This is a genomic window from Stenotrophomonas sp. SMYL41, from assembly GCF_036319965.1.
Lineage (GTDB): Bacteria > Pseudomonadota > Gammaproteobacteria > Xanthomonadales > Xanthomonadaceae > Stenotrophomonas > Stenotrophomonas maltophilia_R.
In genome coordinates this window covers 449,404-472,463 of sequence record NZ_JAWIRX010000001.1, presented here as the reverse complement: position 1 = coordinate 472,463, position 23,060 = coordinate 449,404, and the positions used below count along the sequence as shown (strand labels likewise).

General features: G+C 67.0%; 19 protein-coding genes. 15 read left to right on the top strand and 4 right to left on the bottom strand.

Annotated elements, in window-relative coordinates; translation table 11 throughout:
• The first annotated feature begins 58 nt into the window (after positions 1–58).
• On the top strand, positions 59–844 hold the full coding sequence (locus V3B30_RS02185; RefSeq protein WP_262082653.1) for an N-acetylmuramoyl-L-alanine amidase: 786 nt from the start codon (positions 59–61) through the stop codon (positions 842–844).
• A 99-nt stretch (positions 845–943) separates the two neighbouring features.
• Here the strand turns inward: V3B30_RS02185 and trxB are convergent, their stop codons facing one another.
• Positions 944–1,915, bottom strand: a complete 972-nt coding sequence (gene trxB / locus V3B30_RS02180; RefSeq protein ID WP_014037154.1) for a thioredoxin-disulfide reductase — start codon at positions 1,913–1,915, stop codon at positions 944–946.
• Positions 1,916–2,148: 233 nt separating this feature from the next.
• Between trxB and V3B30_RS02175 the strand changes: the two genes are divergently transcribed.
• From V3B30_RS02175 to V3B30_RS02155, 5 genes are all read left to right on the top strand, one after another.
• Positions 2,149–4,512 (top strand): DNA translocase FtsK, encoded by a 2,364-nt coding sequence (locus V3B30_RS02175; protein WP_100472231.1) that lies wholly within the window; start codon positions 2,149–2,151, stop codon positions 4,510–4,512.
• Between the two features lie 39 nt (positions 4,513–4,551).
• Positions 4,552–6,495, top strand: a complete 1,944-nt coding sequence (locus V3B30_RS02170) for a DUF3857 domain-containing protein (RefSeq protein WP_262082652.1) — start codon at positions 4,552–4,554, stop codon at positions 6,493–6,495.
• Positions 6,496–6,606: 111 nt separating this feature from the next.
• Complete coding sequence (gene lolA, locus V3B30_RS02165; protein ID WP_262082651.1) at positions 6,607–7,245, top strand: outer membrane lipoprotein chaperone LolA; 639 nt, start codon at positions 6,607–6,609, stop codon at positions 7,243–7,245.
• A gap of 193 nt (positions 7,246–7,438) precedes the next feature.
• A complete protein-coding gene (locus V3B30_RS02160) occupies positions 7,439–8,716 on the top strand; it encodes a replication-associated recombination protein A (RefSeq protein WP_262082650.1) in 1,278 nt (425 codons plus the stop codon).
• A gap of 88 nt (positions 8,717–8,804) precedes the next feature.
• Entirely contained in the window at positions 8,805–9,176 is a 372-nt protein-coding gene (locus V3B30_RS02155) for a DUF805 domain-containing protein (RefSeq protein WP_262082649.1), read from the top strand.
• A 73-nt stretch (positions 9,177–9,249) separates the two neighbouring features.
• On the opposite strand, the gene V3B30_RS02150 is transcribed toward V3B30_RS02155, so the two are convergent.
• Positions 9,250–9,624: a hypothetical protein gene (locus V3B30_RS02150; protein ID WP_262082648.1), complete on the bottom strand. Its 375-nt coding sequence runs from the start codon at positions 9,622–9,624 to the stop codon at positions 9,250–9,252.
• Between the two features lie 281 nt (positions 9,625–9,905).
• On the opposite strand from V3B30_RS02150, the gene V3B30_RS02145 reads away from it, so the two are divergent.
• The 9 genes from V3B30_RS02145 (at position 9,906) to V3B30_RS02105 (ending at position 19,981) form a co-directional block, all read left to right on the top strand.
• The gene (locus V3B30_RS02145) at positions 9,906–10,934 is read left to right on the top strand and encodes an alpha/beta hydrolase-fold protein (RefSeq protein WP_262082647.1); all 1,029 of its coding nucleotides are present in this window, start codon (positions 9,906–9,908) and stop codon (positions 10,932–10,934) included.
• Between the two features lie 122 nt (positions 10,935–11,056).
• A complete protein-coding gene (locus V3B30_RS02140) occupies positions 11,057–12,433 on the top strand; it encodes a YncE family protein (protein ID WP_100472238.1) in 1,377 nt (458 codons plus the stop codon).
• Positions 12,434–12,484: 51 nt separating this feature from the next.
• Positions 12,485–13,531 carry an ABC transporter substrate-binding protein gene (locus tag V3B30_RS02135; RefSeq protein WP_100472239.1) on the top strand — a complete coding sequence of 349 codons (1,047 nt, stop codon included), beginning with the start codon at positions 12,485–12,487 and terminating at the stop codon, positions 13,529–13,531.
• On the top strand, positions 13,528–14,571 hold the full coding sequence (locus tag V3B30_RS02130) for an iron ABC transporter permease (protein WP_100472240.1): 1,044 nt from the start codon (positions 13,528–13,530) through the stop codon (positions 14,569–14,571). The genes V3B30_RS02135 and V3B30_RS02130 overlap by 4 nt, the downstream gene beginning before the upstream one ends.
• Complete coding sequence (locus V3B30_RS02125) at positions 14,568–15,329, top strand: heme ABC transporter ATP-binding protein (protein ID WP_262082645.1); 762 nt, start codon at positions 14,568–14,570, stop codon at positions 15,327–15,329. The genes V3B30_RS02130 and V3B30_RS02125 overlap by 4 nt, the downstream gene beginning before the upstream one ends.
• Before the next feature lie 103 nt (positions 15,330–15,432).
• Complete coding sequence (locus V3B30_RS02120; RefSeq protein WP_262082681.1) at positions 15,433–16,137, top strand: hypothetical protein; 705 nt, start codon at positions 15,433–15,435, stop codon at positions 16,135–16,137.
• Between the two features lie 415 nt (positions 16,138–16,552).
• Positions 16,553–18,589, top strand: coding sequence for an elongation factor G (gene fusA / locus V3B30_RS02115; protein WP_262082644.1), 2,037 nt, complete (start codon positions 16,553–16,555; stop codon positions 18,587–18,589).
• Positions 18,590–18,842: 253 nt separating this feature from the next.
• The gene (locus V3B30_RS02110) at positions 18,843–19,115 is read left to right on the top strand and encodes a hypothetical protein (protein WP_005409616.1); all 273 of its coding nucleotides are present in this window, start codon (positions 18,843–18,845) and stop codon (positions 19,113–19,115) included.
• Between the two features lie 110 nt (positions 19,116–19,225).
• Complete coding sequence (locus tag V3B30_RS02105) at positions 19,226–19,981, top strand: SapC family protein (RefSeq protein ID WP_100472246.1); 756 nt, start codon at positions 19,226–19,228, stop codon at positions 19,979–19,981.
• On the opposite strand, the gene V3B30_RS02100 is transcribed toward V3B30_RS02105, so the two are convergent.
• Together V3B30_RS02100 and V3B30_RS02095 are read right to left on the bottom strand one after the other, a co-directional pair.
• Complete coding sequence (locus V3B30_RS02100; protein ID WP_262082643.1) at positions 19,982–22,309, bottom strand: ATP-binding protein; 2,328 nt, start codon at positions 22,307–22,309, stop codon at positions 19,982–19,984.
• On the bottom strand, positions 22,306–22,932 hold the full coding sequence (locus tag V3B30_RS02095) for a response regulator transcription factor (protein WP_100475193.1): 627 nt from the start codon (positions 22,930–22,932) through the stop codon (positions 22,306–22,308). The genes V3B30_RS02100 and V3B30_RS02095 overlap by 4 nt, the downstream gene beginning before the upstream one ends.
• Positions 22,933–23,060 lie beyond the last annotated feature (128 nt).

Genomic DNA, 23,060 nt, shown 5'->3' with positions numbered 1-23,060 from the left:
TACGGACCCGCATCCGGAGTCGGGCCACCCTTGGGAACATATGTCTGCCAGGTATCACTTGAAAACGCTCCTTCCTGAGCATGCTGACATCTGGAACGAGCTGCCAAACAGCTCCGATAGCGATCGTGAAGTCAAGGAGGACATCCGTGCTCGCCCCAACTATGCCAATCATCTTGGTGTGGATGTGATGCTGAGCCTGCACACAAACGGAAACTCGTCCCCCAGTGTTCGTGGGGCCGAGGTCTATCACCATCGTGCCAAGCCTGAGGACAAGGCGCTGGGTGACAGCATTCTGTGCGGCATGAGAGAAGTAATCCATGCCCAGCCGGGGTACGAGAACTTTCCTGTTCGAGCCGAATCGGCTGCTGATGCGCACGGCGAAAACCGCATCGGGAGGATGCCCTCGGTGATCGTCGAAACCGCCTACCACTCCAATCCTGATGATGTGGCGGCATTGCAGGACCCCGTCTTCCGCTCGGCGTCGATGAAAGGGGTGGAGAAGGGCTATCGCCTGTGGGCAACGGGAAAGCCCTGCGAGCCGCTGGCCCTGCATCCGATCCCGGATATCGATGTCCCGATTCAGGCGGCCCGGGACGTTGAACTGGGCTATGCCGGGAATCCTCAGTATCCGTTGTCTGTGGAGCTCTCGCTGGCATCCTGTTCGGAGGCGGGCGCATGCACGCCCTGGGCGACGACATTCGATGACCCTGCCAAGCCACTGACCATCAATCTCGCCTGCAATGGCCCAAGTCCAGGTGTCGCGCGCTGGAGTGTTGTGCTGCGCGATGCGGATGGGGTTGCCACGACACCCGTCGAGTTCTCGCAGGCGTGCGTGCGAGCGTGAGGGCGGGCTTCGGTCTGCCAGGCATGGCCTGGCACTACTGAAAGCACAAAGGCCGGCGCTTTCGCGCCGGCCTTTGGTCTGGGTCGAGCATGGCTCGACTCAGCTGGCCTTGCCCTGCGCGTCCAGGTAGCGCTCGGCGTCCAGTGCGGCCATGCAGCCGAAGCCGGCCGAGGTGATCGCCTGGCGGTAGTGCTGGTCGGCCACGTCGCCGGCGGCGAACACGCCTTCCACCGAGGTCTGGGTGGCGTTGCCGCCCAGGCCCGAGCGGATCTCCAGGTAGCCGTTGTTCATCGCCAGCTGGCCGTCGAACAGGGTGGTGTTCGGGTGGTGGCCGATGGCCACGAAGAAGCCGTGGGCGTCGATGTCGCGGGTGCTGCCGTCCAGGGTGGACTTCACGCGCACGCCGGTCACGCCGGCGTCGTTGCCCAGCACTTCCTCCACCTGATGGTGCCAGACGGTCTCGATCTTGCCTTCGGCCACCTTCTTGAACAGCTTGTCCTGCATGATCTTTTCCGCCTTCAGGGTGTCGCGGCGGTGGACCAGATAGACCTTGCGGGCGATGTTGGACAGGTACAGCGCCTCTTCCACGGCGGTATTACCGCCGCCGACCACAACCACGTCCTGGTCACGGTAGAAGAAGCCGTCACAGGTGGCGCAGGCGGACACGCCGCGGCCCTTGAACTCGTCCTCGGTCGGGATGCCCAGGTACTTGGCGGTGGCGCCGGTAGCGATGATCAGGGCATCGCAGGTGTACTCGTGGCTGTCGCCGATCAGCTTGAACGGGCGCTGGGAGACGTCGGCGGTGTGAATGTGGTCGAAGATGACCTCGGTCTCGAAACGCTCGGCGTGGGCCTGCATGCGCGCCATCAGGTCCGGGCCCATCAGGCCATGGGCGTCGCCCGGCCAGTTGTCCACCTCGGTGGTGGTCATCAGCTGGCCGCCCTGCTGCAGGCCGGTGATGACAACCGGCTTCAGGTTGGCGCGGGCGGCGTAGACGGCGGCGGTCCAACCGGCCGGGCCGGAACCGAGGATGACGAGGCGCTGGTGGCGGGAGGGCAGGCTGGTGCTCATGTAGACTCGCGAAAAGGTAGATGGGACAAGGCGCTGGCGATGTTTGCGCAGCATCCGTGGCTGGTCATAGAGTGGCGGCTGGGGCAGGGCGATTCAAGCCGATGAACAGAACGCCGTCATCCAGCGGTGGTTCCGGCCCTCGGATTGCCCTGCCGGACGTCGCATAACTGAAAACTGACGCCGTCTCATTTATTATCAATCACTAACAGCGCATTCCAAAGGTATGGTCTAAGGTGGCGAAGCAGGTCCCCGAACGCTCCAAGTCCGACGACAGCAAGGCGTCACGTCGCACGGCCGCGGCGGCGGCGACGACCGACAATCCACGCCGCCAGCGCCTCTGGCGCGATCTGGGCCTGATCGCGATCGCGCCGGCCCTGCTGTATCTGGCGGCCAGTCTTTTCACTTATTCAGCGACGGATCCGGGTTGGTCGCACACCGGCAGCGTGGTCGCACCGGTGCACAACCTCGGCGGCCGTGCAGGGGCCTGGATCGCCGACGTGCTGCTGCAGCTGTTCGGCTACATCGCCTTCCTGCTGCCGGTGGTGCTGGGCGCGCTGGCGTGGATCGCCATGTTCGGCCTCAAGCGCGAGAGCAAGGGCGAGAACGACCTTGACCCGGCGCTGCGCCTGGTCGGCCTGGTCGGTTTCCTGATCGCCGGCACCGGCTTCCTGCATGTTCGCCTGTTCAGTGGCGACGTCTCCAGCGCTGGCGGCATCCTCGGCAAGCTGGTCGGCAATTCACTCACGGTGGGCTTTGGGGCGCTGGGTGCGAACCTGTTCGTGCTGGTGCTGCTGCTGGCCTCGATCACCCTGGCCACCGGGCTGTCCTGGTTCACGGTGATGGAGAAGATCGGCCGCGGCGTGATGTCGCTGGCGCCGTTGCTGGCGCGCAAGAAGGAGGAAGTCACCGAGTGGCAGCAGACCCGGGTGATGCGGGAGGAGCGCCAGGAAGTGCGCAAGGCCGATGCCGAGGTGCGCGCCAAGCGCGAGCCGGTGAAGATCGAGCCACGCCCGGAGCCGGTGATCGAGAAGAGTGACCGGGCCAAGCGCGATACGCAGATCCCGATGTTCCGTGGCGTCAACGGCGACGGCTCGGACCTGCCGCCGCTGGCCCTGCTGGACGACCCCAAGCCGCAGCCGGTGGGCTACGACAAGGAAACCCTGGACGCGCTGTCGCGGCAGATCGAGTTCAAGCTGAAGGACTTCCGCATCGACGCCCAGGTGGTCGCTGCCAACCCGGGCCCGGTGATCACCCGCTTCGAGATCGAGCCGGCGCCGGGCATCAAGGTCAGCCAGATCAGTTCGCTGGACAAGGACATCGCGCGCGGCCTGTCGGTGAAGTCGGTGCGCGTGGTCGACGTGATTCCGGGCAAGTCGGTGATCGGCCTGGAAATCCCGAACGTCACCCGCGAGATGATCTACCTGTCCGAGCTGCTGCGTTCGAAGGAGTACGACAAGTCGGCCAGCGTGCTGACCCTGGCGCTGGGCAAGGACATCGCCGGGCGCTCGACCGTGGCCGACCTGGCGCGCATGCCGCACCTGCTGGTGGCCGGTACCACCGGTTCGGGCAAGTCGGTGGCGGTCAATGCGATGGTGCTGAGCCTGCTGTTCAAGGCCTCGCCGAAAGACCTGCGGATGCTGATGATCGACCCGAAGATGCTCGAACTGAGTGTCTACCAGGGCATTCCGCATCTGCTCGCGCCGGTGGTCACCGACATGAAGGAGGCCGCCAACGGCCTGCGCTGGTGCGTGGCCGAGATGGAGCGCCGTTACAAGCTGATGAGCGCGGTGGGCGTGCGCAACCTGGCGGGCTTCAACAAGAAGGTGAAGGAAGCCCAGGACGCCGGCCAGCCGCTGATGGATCCGCTGTTCAAGCCGAACCCGGAGCTGGGCGAGGCGCCGCGGCCGCTGGAGACGCTGCCGTTCATCGTCATCTTCATCGACGAATTCGCCGACATGATGATGATCGTCGGCAAGAAGGTGGAAGAGCTGATCGCGCGCCTGGCACAGAAGGCGCGTGCGGCCGGCATCCACCTGATCCTGGCCACGCAGCGCCCGTCGGTGGACGTGATCACCGGCCTGATCAAGGCCAACATCCCGACCCGCATCGCCTTCCAGGTCAGCTCCAAGATCGACTCGCGCACCATCCTCGACCAGTCCGGCGCGGAAACCCTGCTGGGCCACGGCGACATGCTGTACCTGCCGCCGGGTACCGCCATGCCCGAGCGCGTGCACGGCGCCTTCGTCTCCGACGAGGAAGTGCACCGCGTGGTCGAACATCTCAAGGCGATGGGCCCGGCCGACTATGTCGACGGCGTGCTGGACGAAGTGCAGACGATGGGCGATGGCGTAGTCGTCGGCGCCACCGGCCTGCCCGAGAACAGCTCGTCCGGCGACGAGTCCGACCCGTTGTATGACGAAGCGCTGCGGGTGGTCACCGAGACCCGTCGCGCTTCGATTTCCGGCGTGCAGCGCCGGCTGAAGATCGGCTACAACCGTGCAGCGCGACTGATCGAGGCCATGGAAGCGGCCGGCGTGGTCAGCCCGCCCGAGCACAACGGCGACCGCACGGTGCTGGCACCGCCACCGCCGAAGTAAGACCCGACGTATCCCCCACGACGTCCAAGGAACCGACGCATGCTTCACCCCGTACCAAGCGCGCTGGCACTGGCGCTGGCAGCCTTGATGGCTGCCGGCCCGGCACTGGCAGACACCGCCACCTCCGCGCCCGCCACGGCGCCGCCTTCCACCAGCGGCGATACCGAAGCCAGCAATAATTTCAGCATTGTCCGCTACCGCGCCGACTACCAGGTGCGGCCGGATGCGGGCAATGTGCAGACCGAAACCTACGAAGTCCTGCTCAAGACCAAGGCGTCCGTCGAGCAGTTCAGCCAGGTGCGGCTGAGCTACAGCGAGAAGATGGAGACGCTGGAAGTGCTCGGCGCCTACACCATCACCGCCGACGGCCAGCGCCGCGACGTGCCGGCCGACCGCATCTACACCCAGGAAAGCTATTCCAGCGCCTCGGCGGCGATGTATGCCGACCGAAAGGTGCGGGTGATCGTGTTCCCGAACCTGGCACCCGGCACGCGCCTGTACTACCAGGTACGCCGCACCCAGGCCACGCCGTACTTCCCGGGCTACTTCGGCCTGTGGGAAACCTTCAATGTGTTCACCGAGTACGAGGACGCCGAGGTCACCCTGAGTGCGCCGGCCAATCTGCCGATGTTCGTCGACAGTCGCGGCGTGCAGGGCAGCGATCGCCCGACGGTGAAGAACGGCCAGGCACAGTGGCGCTGGCGCTACCAGCGTCGCGAGGCCATGCCGGCACAGAACTGGTCGGCGGCAGGGTGGGAGTTTGGCCCGAACATCATGGCCAGCACCTATCGTGACTGGTCGCAGATGGGCCGCGCCTACCAGCTCAAGGCGGGGCCGGCGGCGCAGGTCACCCCGGAACTGCAGGCGCTGGCCGATGAGATCACCACTGGCATCAGTGACCGCCGCGAACAGGCCGATGCGCTGTATCGCTGGGTGGCGCAGAACATCCGCTATGTGGCGGTGTACCTGGGCAATGGCGGCTTGGAGCCGAACAGCGCGCAAAGCATCCTCGACAACCACTACGGTGACTGCAAGGACCATGTGACGATCCTGGAGGCGCTGCTGGCGGCCAAGGGCATCGCCAGCTCGCCGGTGCTGATCGGTGCCGGCGGTGGCCCGACGCTGCCGAAGATTCCGGTGCTGGGTCGCTTCAACCACGCCATCACCTATATCCCCGAATTCGATCTGTACCTGGATTCGACTACGGCGTGGGCGCGCTTCGGCCAGCTGCCGGAAGGCGACCTCGGCGCGCCGGTGATGCGCACCCGCGACGCCACGCTGGCGCGCACCCCGGCCAACACGCCGGAGCGTAACGCCACCTCGATGGACGTGCGTTTCACCTTCGACGCCAACGGCAACCTGCGCGGCGAGACCATTCCGAAGCTGGGCGAGAACGCCGAGATCGGCATGCGAGCCCAGTTCTCCCAGCTCAACGCGCAGAACCGTGCGCGCGCCGAGGAGCAGATCATGGCCGCGTCCGGCTTCGACGGGCGAGGGCAGCTGCAGATCCAGGGCGTGCCGGTCGACCTGACCCGGCCGTTCGGCTACCGCATGGCCTTCCAGGCCGAGGACTACGCCGACTTCAGCGTGGCCGGCGGCATGGCCGTGCCGGATCCGCCGGGTGGCGAGTCGGTGCGCGGGCTGTACGCCACCGCCTCGGCGCCAGCCAACGAGACGCCGTTCTACTGCAATGCCAGCCTGCGCGAGGAAACCTATCGCCTGCAGTTCCCGACCAATGCGCCGATCATCGCCATCCCGGCCAGCCAGCGTTTCAGCAACGCCGCCGGTGAGTACCGGGTGGACTGGAGCCGCGAGGGCCAGGACGTGATCGTGCATCACCGCCTGCGGCAGAACGCGGTACGTGGCCCGGAGGCGTTGTGCCAGCCGCAGGACTATCCGGCGTTCCGCGCGCTGTATCGCGAAGTGCGGCGCGGCTTCCGTGGCCAGGTGCTGTACGGCAAGCTGCCGGGCTCCGGCGGCTGAATCGCCGATGGACGTTCAGGGCGGCATAATGTCGCCCTGATCGCCCATTCATCTTTATCCGGGCACACTGGCAACCACTTTTCCTGGCGCCCGCGCCCACAGGATTTCCGCATGAACTTCCGCTTCCGCCGTTTCCTTGCCACCACCACCCTGGCCGTGGCCTGCGCCGCCGCCGGCAGTGCCTGGGCTGGCGCCCGCGATGACCTGAAGGCCTTCACCAGCGGCCTGAAGGGCCTGGATGGCCAGTTCAGCCAGCAGGTGTTCGACAGCCGCGGCAAGGTGAAGGAATCGACCAGTGGCCGCGTGGCCCTGTCGGCGCCGCGCCTGTTCCGCTGGGAATACGTGCGTCCGCACGAACAGCTGATCGTGGCCGACGGCAAGAAGGTCTGGATGTACGAGCCGGACCTGGAGCAGGCCACCGTGCGCGAGCAGGGCAAGGAAGAGCAGAACAGCCCGCTGACCGCGCTGATCAACCCGGCGCTGCTGGAGCAGCAGTACGACGTCAGTGAAGAAGCCGCGCAGCGCGATGGCCTGCAGTGGCTGTCGCTGTCGCCGAAGCGCGAGACCGAGGCCAGCTTCCAGTACGCCGCGCTGGGCTTCAACGCCCAGGGCCTGGCCAAGATGGAAATCACCGACGCGGTCGGCCAGCGCACCGTGATCAGCTTCAGTGGCTGGAAGCACAACCCGGGCTTCGCTGCCGGCACCTTCAGCTTCACCCCGCCGAAGGGCACCGACGTCATCGGTAATTGATCGGGGACGCCGGGCATGGCCCGGCGCTGCCTGCTCTGGCAGGTGTCAACCGGCACCGCCGTGGTGGGTGTCAACCTTGGTTGACACGCTCTCGCGGTACAATAAGCACGTGCCAAGACATCGCTCCACTTCCTTCCCCGGCCCCGATCTGCTGAGTGTTGATCGGGAACACCTGCGCCCGCTGGCCGAGCGCATGCGCCCGCGAACCCTCGACGAAATGGTGGGGCAGAAGCGCCTGCTGGCGCCGGACAGCGCGCTGCGTCGTGCGGTCGAATCCGGTCGCGTGCATTCGATGATCCTGTGGGGGCCGCCAGGCTGCGGCAAGACCACGCTGGCGCTGTTGCTGGCCGAGTACTCCGACGCCGAATTCCGTGCCATTTCCGCGGTGCTGTCCGGCCTGCCGGAAGTGCGCCAGGTGCTGGCCGAAGCGGCACAGCGCTTCGCCGAGGGCCGGCGCACGGTGCTGTTCGTGGACGAGGTGCATCGTTTCAACAAGGCGCAACAGGATGCATTCCTGCCGCACATCGAGCGCGGCACCATCCTGTTCGTCGGCGCCACCACCGAGAACCCGTCCTTCGAACTGAACTCAGCGCTGTTGTCGCGCTGCCGTGTGCATGTGCTGGAAGGCGTTTCGCCCACCGATATCGTCGAGGCGCTGGAGCGTGCGCTGGGTGACCGCGAACGCGGCCTGGGCGAGGAGGGCATCGAGGTCGCTCCCGAACTGCTGCTGGAAATCGCCACCGCTGCCGATGGCGACGTGCGCCGTGCGCTGACCCTGCTGGAAATCGCCGCCGAACTGGCGGGCGGGGAGGGCGGTCGCATCACCCCGCAGACGCTGACCCAGGTGTTGGCCGACCGCACCCGCCGCTTCGACAAGGGCGGCGAGCAGTTCTACGAACAGATCTCCGCGCTGCACAAGTCGGTACGCAGTTCCAACCCGGATGCCGCGCTGTACTGGCTGACCCGCATGCTCGATGGCGGTTGCGACCCGTCCTACCTGGCGCGTCGGCTGACCCGCATGGCCATCGAGGATATCGGCCTGGCCGATCCGCGCGCGCAGAGCATGGCGCTGGAGGCCTGGGACATCTACGAGCGGCTGGGCAGTCCGGAAGGCGAGCTGGCCTTTGCTCAGCTGGTGCTATACCTGGCCAGCACCGCCAAGTCGAACGCCGGCTATGCGGCCTTCAACCAGGCCAAGGCCGATGTGCGCGAAAGCGGCACCGAAGAGGTGCCGTTGCACCTGCGCAATGCGCCGACCAAGCTGATGAAGGAGCTGGGCTACGGCGCCGAGTACCAGTACGACCATGATGCCGAAGGTGGCATTGCGCTGGACCAGACCGGCTTCCCGGATGCGATGGGCGAGCGCGTGTACTACAACCCGGTGCCGCGCGGGCTGGAAATCAAGCTGAAGGAAAAGCTGGACCGGCTGCGTGCCGAGCGCGAAGCGGCCAGGGCTGCAAAAGGCCGTTGACCCAGCAGCCGAGCATGGCTCAGCTCTACATTGTCCTGCGTGCGTTCATTTGGCACACTGCGCGGCTTCTCTTTCAAGGATCGATGCCGTGCAGGAAATGATTCTGCCGTTGAAGCGTTACGCCCAGTTCGAAGGTCGTGCCAACCGTCGCGAATACTGGATGTTCCAGCTGTTCCTGTTGATCGTCTCAGCCGTACTGATGGTGCCGCTGATCGCCGGGTTGGTGATGCAGTCCGACGGCCTCGGCATCGCGTCGATCATCCTGTTTGTCGTGTTCTGGCTGGCTACCCTGCTGCCGATCATCGCCGTCACCGTGCGCCGCCTGCATGACTGCAACCAGTCGGGCTGGCTGTACCTGCTGGCCTTCATTCCGTTCGGCGGCCTGGTGATCTTCGTGTTCGCGCTGCTGCCGGGCACGCCGCAGGAGAATGTGTATGGTCCGGTGCCCGCGGGCCCCTGACATGGCCTGAGTCGAGCTTGGCTCGATGCTACAGGGATAAAGTGAAGAAGCCGGCGTTTCGCCGGCTTCGTCATTACTGGATGCTGCAATCGCCGAAGGACAGGTAGTCCGTGCCGGAACTGAACTGCAGCGTGCAACTGGCGGTGAAGGCCGCACCTTCTTCCAGTGCGCCCAGCTTGGCCGCCTGCTGTTCGTCGTCGGTGGTCAGCCGGGCCAGGACATTGCCCTGGTCATCGCCGGCCTCGACCAGGAGCTCGCCCGCCAGGTTGCTGGAGACGCCCAGCGCGACGGCGCTGAACGTCACCGTCTGGTTGAGTTCTTCCATGCCCAGTGACGAATTGCCTGCCTCTTCATAGGCCTGGTAGAGCGCCGGCAGATCCTGCGCGGCGTGCGCGGCCAGCGGCGCAAGCAAGCCGAGGGAGAGGGCCATCAGGGTGGTGTGCTTCAAGAGAGTCTCACAATCATGGGATTCAATCCCATGTGTTCGTGGCGCGGATGAACGCGGCCTGGTCGGCGGCAGGTTGCCCACCTTCCATGGCTGCGCTGTGAGCAGGGCGATCCAATGCCCCGGTGGCCGGCAAAATAGGGGAAACACTGCGTCCAGTGCAACCCGGTCGTCGCGCGCGTGATACACAGCGTGACGTGTGATCGATGTGATAATCATTCGCGTTTAAGGTAGACTGCGGTCCCTTGTGAACGGGCGGCCCTGGGCCGCATCTGCCGCCGCTGATGAAGCATTTCGTCCTGCATTCGCGCCGTGGTCCGCTGGCCCGCGGCCTGGTCGCCTTGATGATGGGTCTGCTCCTGGCCACTCCGTACGCCCATGCGCAGCAGCGCAATCCGCTGCAGAAGATCGGCCACACCGTGCTCGACGAGCCGGCGGCCAGCTATCGCTTTGAACAGTTCGTGGTGAACAGCCCGGACCAGCAGCGGCGTTGGCGAGTGAACCTGGCGATTCCTGCCAAGGCCGCCAGTGCGCCATCCCCGGTGCTGTACGCGCTGGACGGCAATGCCGTGGCGATGGTGCTGGACCAGCCACTGCTGGCCGAACTGGCCGCGCGCAAGGCGCCGCCGGTGCTGGTGCTGATCGGCTATGACAACGACCTGCGCATCGATTCCAAGGCGCGCACCCGCGACTACACCGCGTGGATCGACCGTGCCGACGATGAGAGCGGTACGACCCAGGCGGTCGGCGGTGGTGCTGCCGCGTTCCTTGATGTGATCGAACGCCGCATCAAGCCCGAAGTCGAGCGTCGCGCACGCATCGATACGCAGCAGCAAGCGCTGTGGGGCCACTCGCTGGGCGGGCTGTTCGTGCTCAATGCGCTGTACACCCGTCCCGCCGCCTTCCAGTCCTACCTGGCGGCCAGTCCGTCGCTGTGGTGGAGCCAGGGCGCGGCGCTGGGCGATCCGGAGCAGCAGTTCGTGCAGAACGTGCACGGCCAGCCGGCGAAGCTGTGGCTGATGCTGGGTGGCGCCGAGCGTGTCGGTGATCGCGGCAAGCGTGACATGAACAACCCGCGCGTGGTCGCGCACCTCCGCCGCATCGGTGGCGCTACCCCGGACGCGGCAATGCAGTTGTCCGGACGGCTGGGCAAGGTGCCGGGACTGAGCGTGCAGTACCGCGAGTTCCCCGGCCTCGGCCACGGCCCGATGCTGCCGGCCTCGTTCCATGCAGCACTGCATGAGCTTTACGGCGTGACCGATCGCAGCGCTGGCGACGGCGGCCCCAGTGGCGGTGACAACGCCACCGAGTGAATCCCTTCGCACGCCTCGTCGTGCGACCCCACTACCCAGGCGAGGCTGCCGATGTGCAGCGGCCCAGGCAACCGATGAATCCCGCGCTACGTGGCGCGGCCTACGTGTGCAAGGAGCCTTCCATGTCGTTCCGTCCGTCTTTCCGTCTCACTTCCCTCGCTGCCGGCCTGTTGCTGGCGGTGACCGCCACCGCGCAGCCGGTGTTCGATCAGCCGGCCAACGCCACCTTCAAGGGCCAGGTGGTCTCACGCGGTGAGAATGTCGTCCCCGGCAGCACCGCGGACGTCGTTGGACGCGGTTTCGTACCGGGCCAGAAGGTGAGCCTGCTGCGTGGCGACAGCGTGCTCAACACGCAGCCGCTGGTGGTCGATGCCGATGGCAACTTCAAGACCCAGCTGAGCATTCCGGCTGATGCCGTGCCGGGCACCCATCCGGTGGTGGTGCGCGCCAGCCAGCCGGCCGCAGCCACCGTGCTGAAGCTGCGCGTCTCGCCGCAGCTGCCGCTGTCCGGCCAGGCGCAGTTCTCCACCCAGTCCAGCAAGCTGGTGCCGGGCCTGTACCAGTCCGCCTACAGCGCCGCCAGCAATGCGGTGTTCGTGACCTCGGCGGTGGGTCGCCCGCCGGTGACCCAGTCGCAGCTGCTGAAGCTGGACCCGAAGTCGCTGAAGGTGACCAAGGCGATCACCCCGGCGCCGGTGCCGGGCAGCACCAATGGCGCGGTGTACGCGGTCTACGGCGTCGGTGTGGATGACACCAACGGCAACGTCTGGGTTACCAATACCCGCCAGAACTCCATCGCGGTCTATCGCCAGAAGGACCTGTCGCTGGTCCACCAGTTCCCGGTCGACGCCGTTCCGCACGCGCGCGACGTGGTGGTCGATGGCACCCACGGCAAGGTGTTCGCCTCGGCCACGGGTGAGGACCACCTGTCGGTGTTCGATGCCAAGACCTTCAAGGAACTGCCGGCGGTGACGCTGGAATCGGGCGTGGATGACGGCAAGTTCACGCCGATGAGCCTGGTGCTGGACGAGAAGGGCGGCAAGCTGTTCACCGTCAGCATTGGCACCCCGGAAGCGGCGGTGATCGACGTGGCCAGCGGCAAGGTCGAGAAGGTCATCGACCTGGGTAATTCGATCAGCGCCTCGGGCGTGGCCTTCGATGCGGCGCGCAACCGCCTGTACGTGGCCTCGCAGGGCACCGACAACCTGCTGATCGTCGATGTGGCCGCCGGCAAGGTGCTGCATGACGTGCCGGTCGGCGCCGGTGCGCTCAACGTTGCCTTCGATGATGCTTCCGGCCTGGCCTATGTGAGCAATCGCGGCGCCGGCACCGTCACCGTGGTCAACGGCGACGGCAAGGTGGTCGCCAACCTCGATGGCGGCACGCTGCCGAACCATGTCCGTGCCGATGGCAAGGGCAACGTGTTCGCGGTGAACAAGTCGCGTGGCGCCGAAGACCCGAAGGGCGACCGCATCACCCGCATCACCCCGAAGCAGTAAGCCACACGGCAGGGCGGCGTGCGCGTCGCCCTGCCAGCAAGGAGAACGAGCATGAACATCGCGTCCCGTCTGCGCCTGTGCGCACTTCCGCTGGCTGTTTCGCTGGCATTGGCCGCCTGTGGCGGTCCGTCGGCGCCCTCGGACACCGGCAAGCCGGCTGAGCCTGCCGCTGCGGCCGCGGCTGGCGACGTTGCGTTGCCGGCTGGCTGGCAGCGCGTGGCTGGCACCGACATGCCGGCCGTGCGCGACCAGAAGGCCGTGCTGCCGGCCACGGTGCATTCCGATGATGGGGCCGACGTCGAGGTGGCCGATACCAGCCGCATCATCGCCGGCGGTGACGACGTGATCGCGGTGATCGAAGCGCTGGGGCTGGACAAGCAGGTGTTCGCCGCGCCAACCAACACCACCACCCGGGCCGGCCTGGCCGCGCCGCATCAGTTCCTGTTCAATCGCACCACTGGCGTGGAGGGCGTGCTGAGCCTGCAGGGCTCGCTGTTCCTCGGCAACAGCCTGCGCCGGCACACGGAGCTTGCAAAGAAGCTGCGTGAGGTGGGCGAACCGGCGGTGGTCATCGATGACCTGCAGCCGGCGCCGGACAAGGTGCGCAAGGTCGCCGCCGCACTAGGGCTGGCCGAGGCAGGGCAGGCGCTTGCCACGCAGGTGCAGCGTCAGCTCGACGAGGCTGCAGCGATTGGCAAGGGCCTGGGCCATGCGCCACGAGTGATCCACGTTTCGGCCACCGGCGCCGGTGGCTCCCCGACCGTGGCCGGTGCGGACAGTGCGTCGGCGCAGCTGATCGCCCTGGCCGGCGGGGTCAACATCGGTACCGAGGCGGGAGTGAAGAACTACTCGCAGCTGAGCAATGAAGGTGTGGTCGCGGCAGCGCCGGAGGTGATCCTGGTGACCGAGCATGACCTGCAGCTGTTCGGTGGTGCTGAAGGCCTGTGGAAGTCCTACCCGACGCTGAAGCAGACCCCTGCCGGGCAGGCCAATCGGGTCTGGGTGATGCCGGATGTGCAGCTGAAGTACACCAGCGTCGGCTCCGGTGCCGGTGCGCTGGCGCTGGCCAAGGCCCTGGCGGCGTTGCCGAAGGCATGAGTCCGGCGGATCGGCGCCGCCGTCGCGGGCGGACGATGTTGCTGGTGGCGCTGCTGGCACTGCTGGGGGCAGTGCTGGCCTCGTTCGCCGTGGGTCCGTTGCGGTTGCCGCCGCTGGAGGTGATGCAGGCGCTGGCGGTGAAGCTGGGTCTGCTCGATCCTCAGGCGGTCAGCAGTCGTGACCTGGCCGTGGTCTGGCAGCTGCGCATCCCGCGCGCCCTGCTGGGCGCGATGGTCGGCGCCTCGCTGGCGATGGCCGGTGCCAGCCTGCAGGGATTGTTCGGCAACCCGCTGGCCGATCCTGGCATCGTCGGTGTCAGCCAGGGCGCCGCACTGGGCGCGGTCGCCGCCATCGTGCTTGGCGCTGCCGGTGCGGCCGGCTGGCTGGTGCCGGTTGCAGCCTTCGGTGGTGGTGCACTGGCGATCGGCCTGACCTATGCGCTGGCCCGGCCCGGCAAGGGTACGGGCAACGCTACGCTGCTGCTGGTCGGCATCGCGATGGCGGCGTTCTGCTCGGCGTTGATCGGCTTCCTGACCTACATCGCCAGCGAAAGCGAGCTGCAATCGCTGGTGTTCTGGCAGATGGGTTCGCTGGCGCGCGCCAACTGGGCCGACGTGGCAGCGGTGGTGCCGTTGTTTGCGATTGGCGTATTCGCGCTGCAGCGATTGGCTACGCCGCTGGACATGCTGGCGCTGGGCGAACGCCAGGCCCAGCATCTGGGGCTGGATGTTCCCCGCACGCGTCGCCGCCTGGTGGCGTTCAGTGCGCTGCTGGTGGGCGCGGCCGTGGCCTTTGCCGGTTCGATCAGTTTCGTTGGCCTGGTGGTGCCGCACGTGGCGCGGCTGCTGGTGGGCCCGGGCCATCGCTGGCTGCTGCCGCTTTCCGGGCTGCTCGGTGCGTTGTTGATCGTGGTGGCCGACACCGCGGCTCGCACGCTGGATCCGCCGGCAGAGATTCCGCTGGGCCTGTTCTCGGCAGCGCTGGGCGCACCGTTCTTCCTCTGGCTGGTGCTGCAGCAGCGCCGCAAGGCTGCGCCATGAGCGTGCTGTTGAAACTGCACGAGGTGGTGGTGCGCCGCCAGCAGCGCGAGATCCTGCATGGCATCTCGCTGGCGTTCGAACCGGGTACGGTCACCGCGCTGGTGGGCCCGAATGGCGCGGGCAAGTCCACGTTGCTGGCTGTGGCAGCCGGTGACCTGCGCGCCGACGTGGGCGAAGTCAGTCTGTTGGGCAGGCCGCTGGCCACCTACAAGGCCGGGCCACTGGCACGCGAGCGCGCGGTGATGCCGCAGGAGCACGGCGTGCGCTTTGCCTTCAGCGTGGAGGAAGTGGTGGCGATGGGGCGGCTGCCACACCCGCCGGACCCGGCAGTGGATGACGCGCAGGTGGAAGCAGCGATCGATGCCGCCGAACTGCAGGCGCTGCGCCTGCGTGAGGTGCAGCAGCTGTCCGGCGGCGAGTCCGCCCGGACCACGTTCGCGCGCGTGCTGGCCCAGGACACGCCGTTGCTGCTGCTGGATGAGCCGACTGCAGCGCTGGACCTGCGCCACCAGGAACGCACCCTGCGCAGTGTGCGCGGCTGTGCCGAGGCCGGCGCATGCGTGATCGTGGTGCTGCACGACCTGAACCTGGCCGCTGGCTATGCCGACCGCATCGTGCTGCTGGAGCAGGGCAGGGTGGCGGCTGATGGCACGCCGCTGCAGGTGCTGACCGAAGACAACCTGCAGCGGGTCTACCAGCAGGATGTGGTGGTGCTGGAGCATCCGCGCCGTGGGGTGCCGCTGGTGGTGGTGACCTGAGCATTAAGGTACTCCGCCTGGCGACGTATCATGCGCGGTTCGTTCTCTTCAATGGACTGATGTGATGATGCGTTTCTTCCTGCGCGGCGCCTTCGTTGCCGCAATGACCGCGGTTGCCGGTGGTGTAGCTGCTACACCAGCAACGTCCATTTCGCTGGGTGACGCCACCGAGCGGGCATCCCTCATCGAGACGCGCCGCTCCGCCGGCGATGGCGCCGCAGTGTCGTTGATGAACACCCGCTATTACGCCAGTGGCGAGATGCAGTTCAGCTGGGATGGCCAGCAGGTGCTGACACTGTGCGAGGGTGCGGTGTATCTGAAATTTCCCGAGGGCAGAACGGTGGCGTTGACCGCAGAGCAGCGCCAGATGTTCGCTTACCAGGCCATGTTGGCCAGCCTGGCGGCCATCACTGCCGTCGGCGCCGCATCGGGCGAATCACTGGCTGTGGCGGCCGATGGCAGCGAGCTCCGTAGCGCGGGGGAAAGCCCGTGGGCCTATGGTGTAGAGCGCTTCGAGGTGACCACCCAACGCATGCCGGGCGGCGCGATACGTGTGCGTTCCCGAAAGACCGAGACCGTGAACACGACGCCCCCGGCGAGCCCGGACGACAGGTTCAGCACCGAAGACGACCAGGCGGCACGCCTGTCCGAGCTGGCGCCGGTGGGAAGCTGGACCGAGGTGGTTGTCCATGAGGGGCCGAGGCTGCCGCAGGTGGATCCGGCGATGTCGTTGAAGGAATGGACCTCGATGGGGGACGACCGGGCTGCGACCGTGGCTGAGGCCCGCAAGCTGCATGAGTGCAAGTGAGCTGAGCTGGGGTCGGAGCCCTTTGCCCGTGGCAAAGGGATCCGACCCCGTGGCCCGTCGGCCTCATCGTTCTATTTATGTGCGCAATATTCACTTGCGCGCCAGATTGGCAGGTCTAGAATGCGCCCCATGAACCGGATGCCGCTCCTGAAGTTTTTCACCCTGACCCGCGCAAGCGCGGAACGGGCGTGTCTGCCTGGAGCCCCACGAGGCCGTTGAGACGGCCATCGCTGGACCTTCTACAGAGCGCCCTCCGGGGCGCTCTTTTCGTTTCCGCAGTTCCATTCCCCGTAAGCCGATGTACCGCAAGGAGAACGTGCCATGCACCAGATCGCCGAGACCGAACGCTAGCCGCGCACCCTGTCGCCAACCGGGGTGTGCGGCCCCCGAAGTTGGCTTTGCAGGAACCTCTCTCATGAACACCCAAGTCCTCTCCCGCCGTCGCAACCTTGGCATCATTGCCCACATCGACGCCGGCAAGACCACGCTGACCGAACGCCTGCTGTGGAAAAGCGGTGAGATCCATCGCGTGGGCGAAGTGCACGATGGCAATGCGACCACCGATTTCTCGGCGATCGAGCGCGAGCGCGGCATCACCATCGGCGCCGCCGCGGTACAGGCGCAGTGGGCGCCGCGCGACCTGCCGCCGCATCGGCTGACCCTGATCGACACCCCGGGCCACATCGACTTCGCCATCGAAGTCGAGCGTTCGCTGCGCGTGCTCGACGGTGCCGTGGCCGTATTCTCGGCGGTGGATGGCGTGCAGCCGCAGTCGGAAACCGTGTGGCGCCAGGCGCGGCGCCACCGCGTGCCGCTGATCGCGTTCGTCAACAAGATGGACCGCGTTGGTGCCTCGTTCCAGCGCGTGCTGGAGCAGCTGCAGGACAAGCTGCAGGCGCGGCCGTGGGCGCTCGGTGTGCCACTGGGCAGCGAAAGCGGCTTCAACGGATGGGTCGACCTGGTCGATGAGCGCGTGCTGCGGTGGCAGGACGCCGCCGTGGCGACGATCACGCCGTGGGACGATGCGGCGCGCACCCTGTGGCAGTCGCACCGCGACGCACTGGTGGAGGCCGTGGCCGACCACGACGAACTGCTGGCCGATGCCTGGCTGGAAGGCCGCGTGATCGATGCCGAACTGCTGCGCGCGGCGATCCGCCGGGCGACGCTGGCCGGTGCGGGCTTGCCGGTGCTGGCCGGTGCCGCGTTCAAGGACAAGGGCATCGAGGCGCTGCTGGATGCGGTGGTCGATTACCTGCCTTCGCCGCTGGATCGCCCTGCCGTGACCGCCGAAAGCGAAGATGGCGACGTGGTGTTGCCGCCGGATCCAGACGGTCCGCTGGCCGGCCTGCTGTTCAAGATCACCCATCAGCAGCACGGCGCGCTGAGCTTCGTGCGGCTGTACTCGGGCACCTTGAAGGTGGGCGACGCCGTGGCCAGTTCGCAGCATCCGCAGGGGCGGCGTGTCAGCCGCCTGGTGCGGGTGCAGGCCGACCAGACCCACGACATCGAACAGGCCGTGGCCGGTGACATCGTGGCGGTGCTGGGCTGGAAGGACGCGGTCAGCGGTGAAACGCTGAGCAGCCGTGCGCAGCCGCTGCGCCTGGAGAACATCCAGGCACAGGCGCCGGTGCTGGCCTGGCGGTTGGAGCCTGCACGTGCGGCCGACCTGATCCGGATGGCGCAGGGCCTGGCCAGCCTGGCCCAGGAAGACCCGTCGTTCCGCGTCGAAACCGATCGCGACACGGCGGAAACCCTGGTCTGGGGCATGGGCGAGCTGCACCTGGAGGTGATGGTCGAACGCCTGCGCAGCGAATGGAAGGTCGACGTGGGCGTGGGTTCGCCGCGCGTGGCCTACCAGGAGACGCCAATGCGTGCGATGACTGGCGTGGTCGGGCGGCTGGTCAAGCAGACCGGCGGCCAGGGCCAGTTCGCGCATGTGGTGCTGGATGTGTCGCCGCGCGAGGATGGCCAGGTGGTGTTCAACGACCGCATCGTCGGTGGCGTGGTGCCGCGCAGCTTCATTGCAGCGGTGGAAAAGGGCGTGCGTGCCGCGCTGTCGGAAGGCCCGCAGGGACATCCGGTGGTGGGCATCGAGGTCAGTCTTGTCGATGGCCAGACCCATGCCAAGGACTCCTCGGAGATGGCGTTCCATCGCGCCGGTGCCGAGGCGATCAAGGCCGCGCTGGCAGAGGGCGGTACGCAGCTGCTGGAGCCGGTGATGGCGGTGACGGTACATTCGCCGTCGGCATCGGTGGGTGATGTGGTCGGCGACCTCAACCGTCGCCATGGTCGCATTGCCCGCATCGACGACCAGGACGGTCGTGCGGAGGTCAACGGCTTTGCGCCGCTGGCGCAGCTGGTGGGTTACACCACCTCGCTGCGCTCGCTCAGCCAGGGGCGGGCCAGCAGCGAGGCGCATCTGCACGGCTACGAGCCGGTTCGAGCGGCATGAAGAAGGTGAGGGAGCCCGTTCGCGGGCTCCCTTTTTTCGTGTCGGCCGGTTCCCGTATCCACGCATGGCGCGGATCTACCGGGTGATCGGGTTGCGGGCTCTGCAGCAGATCCACGCAACGCGTGGATGCCGTTCTCAGGGGGTCCGCTTTTTGCACTGCATCGCAACAAAACTGCAGAAAAAGCTGGATTAAAGTGATGCCTCACGATAAATTGCGCACCCCCCGTTGCTCGCCGCCGCCCGCACCCTGCCCATGCGTGATGACAAAGACCCCGGAACCCTGGAGCTGACCTTGCCGCGCAAGCGCGGTCGTCCGCCCAAGTTCGGGTACGCGATGAGCGATGCGCAGCGGGCCGCGCGCTACCGTGCACGCAGGGCGGGGCAGGCCAACCATGCCGACGTGCGCTCCTGCAGTGACATGGTGCTGCTGGACAAGATCCGCGCCGCGGTGAGTGCGCGCGACACCGAGCTGGCCGGGTTCCTGGTCCACGTGCTCTGGCAGCGCTACCCCCTGCAGCTGAAATAGTTCGCCGGTGGGGTGGCCGTTGTCATCGAGCTTGTTGATAATGCGGGATTCAGGTTGTTCCCGCTGGCGTGCCCGGGATGGCAGGCGCGCATGATCGAACGGTTCCCAAGATGACCACCACCAGCGACACCACCACCGAAGCGGCGCCGAGCGGCGCCCCCCTGTTCTATACCCGTCCGGTGCCGCTGCAGGCCGATGTGCATGCCGATCTGCGCATCCTGCCGGGCAAGCTCGAATTCGCCGCTGGCAACAACGCCATCCCGCTGGTACTGGGCGAATTCTCGCTGGCCCTGCACCACTTCCCGATCCTGTTCGCTGGCCCGACCGCGGTGCCGATGGCCGCCGTGGGCGTGTCCGACCAGAACCTGTTCATCAAGGACGGCCTGTGGGAAGACGAGGCCTACATCCCGGCCTACCTGCGCCGCCACCCCTTCATCTTCATCGACACCGGCGCGGAGAATGACTTCCTGCTGGGCATCGACGAGGAAAGCCCGCGCGTGGTCAAGGGCGGCGAAGAAGGCCAGCCGCTGTTCGTTGACGGCAAGGCTACCGAAATGGTGCAGCAGGCGCTGGAGTTCTGCGGCCAGTACACCCGCGAGCACGAACAGACCCAGGCCTTCTCCAAGGCGCTGATCGACAACGGCCTTCTGGTCGAGCGCAATGCGACTGTGCGTACCCCCGATGGCCGCGAGTTCAACCTCAACGGCTTCCTGGTCGTGGACGTCGAGAAGTTCGTTGCCCTGCCGGAAGCAACCGTGATCGAATGGCACCGCAGCGGCTGGCTGGCATTGATCCACCAGCACCTGATGTCGCTGGGTCGCTTCAACGACCTGACCCGCCGCCAGGTCGAACGCCTCGCCGCCTGATCAGGGCTCTGACCGGGTTCCCGCTGCGCGGGAGCCCTGTCCGGCCAGCAGCACGTCCAGCAGGCGTCGTGCATCGGCCCAGTCCGGCGCGGCGTCATGCGCCAGATCGGCCAGCTCCGCCGCGATGGCCGCGTGCCCGCATTGGCCCAGCATCTGCAGCGTGCCCTGCAATCGGTGTGCGTGATGGCTTAGTGCCGATGCGTCTGCACGATCGACAACCCGCTCCAGGTTGCCGAGCTCATCGCGGATGTCGGCGATGTAGGCCGCGTCCATTTCAATCGACTGCACGGAAGTGTCCAGGCCATCCGGCCGCGCAGTGCCGAGCGCAGGCAGCAGTTGGGCGGCGCGCAGCGGCTTGGCGAGTACCGCGTCGAAGCCCGAGCGGCGGCAGCGTGCGCGATGACGCCGCCCGGTGCGGGCAGACAACGCGATCAGGCGGATGGACTGCCCCGCGCGCCCACGCAGTTCGCGCGCCAGCGCGTGACCATCGATGCCACGCAGTCCAATGTCGATCAATGCGGCGGGACGGGGCTGGCGCAGCTGTTCGGCCAGGGCACTGGCCGCATCTTCCACGGCGCACACCTCGGCACCCCAGCGCCGCAGCTGTTCGGCGATGACGTGGCGATTGAGCTCGTGGTCCTCCACCAGCAGCAGATGCAGGCCGGCCAGTGGCGTGGCGCCAGCGCACAGGTCTTCGGCATCCGCGCTGGCACTTGCAGGAGACACCGGCAGGCGCAGGATGAAGCGGCTGCCGCGGCCCAGCACGCTGTGCACGGTGAGGTCGCCCCCCATGGCGCGGGCCAGCTCGCGCGCGATCGAAAGCCCCAGGCCACTGCCGCCACGTTGGTGCCCGCTGCTGCCTTGCTGGAAAGGTTGGAACAGGGCGGCCACCTGCGCCGGTGCAATGCCGATGCCGCTGTCGATCACCTCCAGCAGCAGTTCCCGCGGCCGCGCCGCCGGCATCAGCTGCAGGCGCAGCTCGACGCCGCCGATATCGCTGAACTTCACCGCGTTGGCCAGTAGATTGCTGGCAATCTGGCGTAGCGCATCGGCGTCCACCAGGATGAAGGACGGGTATGCGTTCCGGGCATCGAAATGCAGCTGCAGGCCTTTCCGCCGGGCCTCTGGCCGGATCGCCTCCAGTGCCTGCCGGCACAGCTGTGCTGCATCGCAGGGTTGCGGATGCGGCTTGAACGCGCCGCTGGCGAGCCGCGAAAAGTCCAGTGCACGATTCAACAGGCTGCGCAGGGCGTGGCTGGCCGTGCTGGCAGCGGCGAGCAGATCGCGCTCGCCCTTCGGTAGTGTCGATTGTCCAAGCAGTTCGATCGAGGCCAGCACGGCCTGCGCCGAGTTGCGCATCTCGTGACTGATCACCCCGATGGCATGTGCGCCGCTTCGGTCACCGCGTGCCCGCAGGTGGCCGGTTGCGCGCCACAGCAGCGGCAGGGCGATCAGCAGCGGGGCCAGCAGCAGCCACCCGCGCGGGGGCGACGCCTGCATCCAGTCCAGTGCATTCCCCGCGGCCGCAGGCAAGGTCTGTCCAGCCCAGAGTCGAAGCAGGCCCGCATGCTCCTCCAGCGTGATCTCCCGCAATGCCTGTTGGATGCGCTCCAGCAACTGCCGGTCTTCGTGGCGGACGAGCAGGTAGAGGTCCGTGGAGAAGCTGCTGTCGAACGACTGCAGGCGCAGGCTGCCATTGAAATGGCGTCGAACCAGGGGGCGCAGTGTGGGCTCCAGGCCAATCGCCGCGTCCGCCAGGCCGGATTCGACCGCCTTCAATGCCGCATACCGGTTGGGCAGTTGCTGCAGCCGGATCTGTGGATGATGTGCGCGCAGCCAACCGGCGTAGGGCCCGCCTTCAACCACGGCGACGACCCGTCCGTCGAGTTCGCGCATCTCCCGTGGCAGCCATTCGCCCGTGCGCCCGGCCAGCAGGGTGGCGCCGCCGCGAAAGCGGCGGGACGCGGCAAGGTCGGGGCAGGGGAGCGACTGGTGTCTCGCCCCGCCAAAGACCATGACCAGATCGGCCTCGTGATGGCACACCGCGAGGATCGACGCGGCGGTGGTCGGATAGGGCCGTTCCAGGAAGCTGAGTTGGGCATGCCGGGCCACCAGGCTGGCGTAGCCATGGGCCAGCGTTGGCGGTGATGAGGCATCGGCCAATGCTGCGGGCAGCGGCCGCAGGGAAGGCGCCGTGGCGACCCGCACGCTGCTACCCGGTAGCCAGCGTGGCGACCGGATATCTTCGGCCGACGCAGCGGGCAGGAGAAGGAGCACCAGCAACCCCGTGGGCAGGAAGCGACGGCGCAGCGGCGGGTGGTGCCTCACGGGGTCTCCAGTCGCTCGCGCAGTGCGTAGATTTCCACATCGCTGCGCAATCCCAGCTTGCGCAGCACGGCGACCTTCTGTGTGCTGACGGTCTTGATGCTGCGATGCCGGCGCAGGGCGATCTCGGAGACGGTCAGGCCTTCCAGCAGCAGGCCCAGCACCTCGCGCTCGTTGCGGCTGAGCTCACCGCGATCGCCGGCCAGCCTGACGTCCGGTGGAACCCGGGTCAGGCCCTGCGAAACGCGCACGATGGCATCGGACAGTGCAGGAAGTGGCTCGGCCTTGCTGACGAATCCGCTGAGCCCGGCATCGATCAGGCGGTTGAGGTTGGTGGTGGGCGAGGGTGTGGCGAAGGCCAGCAACGGCGTGCGCGGGAACTCCCGGCACAGCCGCGCAACCAGCTCGATGCCGCCCAGGTCGCCACGGGCAAGCGTGAGATCGATGATGGCCACGTCAACGTGCGTGCCCTGCAGGCTGCTGAGCAGATCGGCGCTGCAGCCATGGCTGGCGACGATGTCGAACCGGAGGTCGCCTGAAAGGTGGAGGGCGGTGCCGCGACGGACGACTTCGTGGTCATCCAGGAGCGCCAGGCGAAGCCGACGCGGTGCAGGAAATCCATTCATGCGCGGGAGGTGGTCAGCGCCCATGGGCGTGGCCGTCATTCTGGCGCTGCTGTCGCGTCGAACATCGAATTCGTTGCGATTTTACGACTATTCCTAAAGATCGATGGATGCCCTCCATCGATAGGGGC

What these genes read in the sequence shown, in the direction of transcription:
- trxB (WP_014037154.1), bottom strand. Translation starts at nt 1,915, where the DNA reads ATGAGCACCAGCCTGCCCTCCCGCCACCAGCGCCTCGTCATCCTCGGT.
- V3B30_RS02170 (WP_262082652.1), top strand. Translation starts at nt 4,552, where the DNA reads ATGCTTCACCCCGTACCAAGCGCGCTGGCACTGGCGCTGGCAGCCTTG.
- lolA (WP_262082651.1), top strand. Translation starts at nt 6,607, where the DNA reads ATGAACTTCCGCTTCCGCCGTTTCCTTGCCACCACCACCCTGGCCGTG.
- V3B30_RS02160 (WP_262082650.1), top strand. Translation starts at nt 7,439, where the DNA reads ATGCGCCCGCGAACCCTCGACGAAATGGTGGGGCAGAAGCGCCTGCTG.
- V3B30_RS02145 (WP_262082647.1), top strand. Translation starts at nt 9,906, where the DNA reads ATGAAGCATTTCGTCCTGCATTCGCGCCGTGGTCCGCTGGCCCGCGGC.
- V3B30_RS02140 (WP_100472238.1), top strand. Translation starts at nt 11,057, where the DNA reads ATGTCGTTCCGTCCGTCTTTCCGTCTCACTTCCCTCGCTGCCGGCCTG.
- V3B30_RS02135 (WP_100472239.1), top strand. Translation starts at nt 12,485, where the DNA reads ATGAACATCGCGTCCCGTCTGCGCCTGTGCGCACTTCCGCTGGCTGTT.
- V3B30_RS02130 (WP_100472240.1), top strand. Translation starts at nt 13,528, where the DNA reads ATGAGTCCGGCGGATCGGCGCCGCCGTCGCGGGCGGACGATGTTGCTG.
- V3B30_RS02125 (WP_262082645.1), top strand. Translation starts at nt 14,568, where the DNA reads ATGAGCGTGCTGTTGAAACTGCACGAGGTGGTGGTGCGCCGCCAGCAG.
- V3B30_RS02120 (WP_262082681.1), top strand. Translation starts at nt 15,433, where the DNA reads ATGACCGCGGTTGCCGGTGGTGTAGCTGCTACACCAGCAACGTCCATT.
- fusA (WP_262082644.1), top strand. Translation starts at nt 16,553, where the DNA reads ATGAACACCCAAGTCCTCTCCCGCCGTCGCAACCTTGGCATCATTGCC.
- V3B30_RS02110 (WP_005409616.1), top strand. Translation starts at nt 18,843, where the DNA reads ATGCGTGATGACAAAGACCCCGGAACCCTGGAGCTGACCTTGCCGCGC.
- V3B30_RS02105 (WP_100472246.1), top strand. Translation starts at nt 19,226, where the DNA reads ATGACCACCACCAGCGACACCACCACCGAAGCGGCGCCGAGCGGCGCC.
- V3B30_RS02095 (WP_100475193.1), bottom strand. Translation starts at nt 22,932, where the DNA reads ATGAATGGATTTCCTGCACCGCGTCGGCTTCGCCTGGCGCTCCTGGAT.